The following is a 4,484-nucleotide window of genomic DNA, read 5'->3' as shown; positions in this document are numbered from 1 at the left end:
AGCTAGTTTTTCGCCAGTTTCTATTTCATATGCATCTTTAAGCCTCTTACATCTGTCGATCCACTCTTTTATTTCATCATAGGATTGGGCCTTATCTTGACTCAAAAGCCTTGTGATATGATAATGCTTTTCAAACTTATCTAATACCTGTCCTCCTACTCTTTTTGTAGGAGAGTTATCTGGAACAAAGCCTAATTCTTTCTGTAAATCAACCAATTTATCATAGAGCTTATCGTATTCTCCATCAGAAACTAAAGGCTCATCCAGGGTATAGTAGTGATAGTCTAGGTTATTTATTTTTTGTATTATATTATTAAGCTCATCTACTTTATTCATACCTATACCTTTTTAATTGGTGCATAATCCTGGTTAAGTTTTTTAAGCCCTTTTTTATCAAAAGCAATTAAAAGTTCATTACCTTCTGAACTTTCCTTAACTTGAACAACCATGCCCCTTCCCCATTTACTATGTTCGATTGTATCTCCAACTTGGTAAATAGAATCATCTTTTTTTACTGTTTTCTTTTTAAGATCAAGAACGGATTGTCTTGCCTTTTCTCTCATATAATCTTCATTCATAGCTCGTTCATAAGACTTAGAATTATAATTGATAAATTCTTTATTTGTTTCTTTTTTAATCAAATCCTTAATCTCATCAACAAATCGTGAGGGTTTATAGTAAGTAACTTTACCATAATTTCTCCTAACTTGAGAGCTTGTCATATATAGCTTCTCTTCTGCACGTGTAATTCCAACATAGAAAAGCCTTCTTTCCTCTTCTAGGTTGCCTTCATCAAGGCTTCTCTTGCCTGGAAAAAGCCCTTCATCAAGACCCACTATAAATACAACAGGATATTCAAGTCCCTTAGCCTGATGCATAGTCATTAATGATACCGACTCTACACTGTCTTCTGTCTTATCTATTTCTGATAAAAGTGATAAGTTTTCTAAATAATCTCTTAAATTATCATCTGGATTTGCATCCTGATAATCTGCAGCCGAAGATAAAAACTCGTTTATATTTTCAATTCTAGCCCTATCCTCTACAAGAAGGGATTTTTCTAGATTTCTTAAATATCCTGTTTTATCAAGGACATCATTAATTAAATCAACAATGTTGTATTTATCTACATTTATAAAAATTTCTGCTATTGGTTCATAAAACTTATCAACAAGTTTTTTTAACCTATCTGAAAGTAAAACCGAAAAATTAGGGTCAGTTATTAAATCCAACATAGATATACCGTGGCTAACTGCAATACTTTCAATTTGCTCTATAGTCTTATCACCTATACCACGCTTTGGCTCATTTATAATTCTCTTTAAGCTTACATCGTCTTTGCTATTTACTAAAATATTTAAATAAGCGATGAGGTCTTTAATTTCTTTCCTATCATAAAATTTTAAACCACCAACCACCTTATAATCTATTAAATTTTTAAGCAAGGCCTCTTCAAAGGGTCTGGACTGAGCATTAGTCCTATATAAAATCACAAAATCACTTTCTTTATAACCATCATTAAGTAGGCTTTTGATAGTATCAATAACAAACTTACTTTCGTCACTTTCAACAGATGTCTCTTTGTATATAATATCTGAACCCTCGTTGTTTTCTGTCCAAAGATTTTTCTCTTTTCTTTCTAAATTGTTAGCAATAAGTTCGTTTGCAGCATTTAAAATCTTTGATGTAGACCTATAGTTCTGCTCAAGTTTTATTATTTTTGTGTTTTTAAAATCTTTTTCAAAATTTAGGATGTTTCTAATATCTGCACCCCTAAAAGAATAAATTGACTGGTCAGCGTCACCAACAGCTATTACATTTTGTTTTTGCCCAGCTATAAATCTTATAAGTTCATACTGAGAATTATTTGTATCTTGAAACTCATCTACGAATATATAATCAAATTTTTCCTGATAATATCTTAGAGTTTCGGGATCCTTAACAAAAAGTTCTAACACCTTTTCTATCAAATCATCAAAATCGAGGGCATTGTATTCATACTTCTTTTTCTCATATTTTTTGAAAATTTCTGCAATCTCATCAGAATTTTGCATATAAAAATTCATCTTGAGAAATTCTTCTGGACTTAGTGACCTATTTTTTGCATTTGAAATTATACTTTGAGCAAGTTTAGGATTTATTTCATCCTTATATCCCAAATCTTTAATAATATCTCTAATCAAGGTTCTTTGGTCTTGACTATCGTATATGGTAAAATTGTTAGAATAACCAATTTTATCTATGTTCATCCTCAAAATACGAGCGCAAATTGAGTGAAATGTGCCAATCCAAAGATATGATACATCCATACCAAGTAAGGAACTTACTCTTTCCTTCATTTCATTAGCTGCCTTATTGGTAAAAGTAATGGCTAGAATATTCCTAGGATCTACAGATTCTTCTTGTATCTTATAGGCAATACTAGAAGTTAGAACTGAAGTCTTACCACTACCAGCTCCAGCTAAAACTAATAGAGGTCCATTCTTATGTAAAACAGCTTCTTTCTGCCTATCATTTAACCTATCTAAATTCATCTACACATCCTTCCTTAACCATAACATTATACCACAAAAAAAGAGTAAGTTGACTTACTCTTTTGATTCTTTTAAATCTTTTTCAATTAGTTTTTCAAGAACTAGTTCATAACCGCCTTCACCGTAGTTAAGTGATCTATTCACTCTTGATATAGTAGCAGTTGAAGCTCCAGTTTCTTCTTCTATTACTGAGTATGTTTTTCTAATCTTTAAAAGTTTTGCTACATGGAGTCTTTGTGAAATTGATTGGATTTCCCTAGCTGTACATATATCTGTAAAAAATTGGTAGCACTCTTCAACGTCTTTTAGCATTAAAATGGCTTCAAATAACTCATCAGCTTCTTTGGTTCTTAGTTTTGATTCTGTCATCATATTTTCTCCTTAAATAATTATTTTTATTATTTTCCTGCACAAATTCTCATTTCTTGCTAGAATCGGACCGTGCAAGTATGTCCCAATAGTGTTTTTGTAGATAAAACCTTCTGTTTTATCTTCTCCATTATTTCCATTACCTTCTAGAACAATCCCAAATGGTTTTTGATTATTAGATAAAAATGTCCTGCCTCCGTGGTTCTCAAAACCAAGGCATATTTCATTAAATCTTTCAACTTGGATTTTTATCTGACCTGTAAAACGATTTTTAGATTCTTGATTTATTGTATAATGGTCAAAAATATTCAACCCTTCGATTTTTTCTCCATCTGCATTATAATAGTACTTACCTAAAAGTTGATAACCTCCACATATAGCAAGAAACAAACCTTCATTTTCAATAAATTTATGAAGTTCATCTCTTTTCTTTAATAAATCATCCTTAACTATGCTTTGCTCATAGTCTTGTCCACCGCCAAAGAACACAAAGTCATAATTATTAGCCTTAAAATCATCTCCAATAGATATAATATTTCTCTTAAAATCTATACCCATTTTTTTTAATTCATACTCAAAAGCCATTAAATTTCCTACATCTCCATAGGTATTTAATAGATTACCATATAAGTGGCATATTCTTATCTTTCTTATAAGGCAAGCACCTCCCTTAACTTGAGCATAGCTGTGTAAGTTGATAGGATATAAATATTATCAGTCTTTGCATTTTTTATAATATCTTTTATCTGAACTTCATAGTCAAATTCTTTTATGTCACCATCAAAAATCTCAGCTATTTCAAGTCTTCGTCTCATATCCTTTTTTCTCTTACCAGATACATAAACATCTCTGATATCTAAATTTGCTAATTTTTCATAATAAGAATCATATATCCAGCTTACATCAAGTCCATCTGCATAGTTATCATTTAAAAGACAAATTAGAGATATGGGTTGTTTTTCAAGCATAACCAAGTCAATAACTTGATTAAGACCAGTTGGATTTTTGACTAAGTTAATTACTATCTTTTTGCCATAAGCTTCTATATTTTCCTGTCTTCCAAAAACATTCTTTTGCTTTTTTAAACCTCTACTTATCTCTTCATAAGTTAGACCAAGTTCATAGGCAACTGATAAAGCAGTCAGAGCATTATATATATTATAGATTCCACCAACATTTACTTCATAAGGTTTACCATCAATATAAAATTTTGAATGATTTGGATCTAAACTAGCAATTTTTTCTATTTCATATTTTATATCTGGTGATCTAAAATCACAATTTGGGCAAGAGAAATCCCCTAATGAAGAGTAATTAACTACCCTATACTTGAGAATACTGTGACAATTAGGACATATAATACCGTCTGAATTAAACTCAGCATCATTATTATAATCATCATTATCATCTTCTCTAATTGCATAATAGGTTGGTTTAAACTTTTTCAGACTATCATAAGAAAAAATTGGCAAATCACCATTGGCTATAATCTTAGTATTTGGCATCATTTCTATGCCTTCAACAATTTTATCTAGTGATTTTTTAATTAGGCAAAACCTGTCAATTTGAATTGTAAAAAAA

4 protein-coding genes and 1 pseudogene are annotated in these 4,484 nt (G+C 30.6%); all 5 read right to left on the bottom strand.

All coding sequences use genetic code 11. The annotated features are described in order from the left end of the window. Window positions 1-336 (bottom strand): annotated as a pseudogene (locus tag RQ893_RS08290) (NAD-dependent DNA ligase LigA); the annotation flags it as partial. A gap of 2 nt (window positions 337-338) precedes the next feature. Further along, the gene (locus tag RQ893_RS08285) at window positions 339-2,534 is read right to left on the bottom strand and encodes a UvrD-helicase domain-containing protein (RefSeq protein WP_311482546.1); all 2,196 of its coding nucleotides are present in this window, start codon (window positions 2,532-2,534) and stop codon (window positions 339-341) included. A 54-nt stretch (window positions 2,535-2,588) separates the two neighbouring features. After that, window positions 2,589-2,903: a YerC/YecD family TrpR-related protein gene (locus tag RQ893_RS08280; protein ID WP_311482548.1), complete on the bottom strand. Its 315-nt coding sequence runs from the start codon at window positions 2,901-2,903 to the stop codon at window positions 2,589-2,591. Window positions 2,904-2,915: 12 nt separating this feature from the next. Then, window positions 2,916-3,548, bottom strand: a complete 633-nt coding sequence (locus tag RQ893_RS08275) for an adenosylcobyric acid synthase (protein WP_311482547.1) — start codon at window positions 3,546-3,548, stop codon at window positions 2,916-2,918. A gap of 5 nt (window positions 3,549-3,553) precedes the next feature. After that, a partial coding sequence (locus RQ893_RS08270) for a MurT ligase domain-containing protein (RefSeq protein WP_311482545.1) occupies window positions 3,554-4,484 on the bottom strand: 931 nt, incomplete at its 5' end.

The organism is uncultured Anaerococcus sp., from assembly GCF_963510915.1.
Taxonomy (GTDB): domain Bacteria; phylum Bacillota; class Clostridia; order Tissierellales; family Peptoniphilaceae; genus Anaerococcus.
This window is presented reverse-complemented; position numbering and strand designations above follow the sequence as displayed.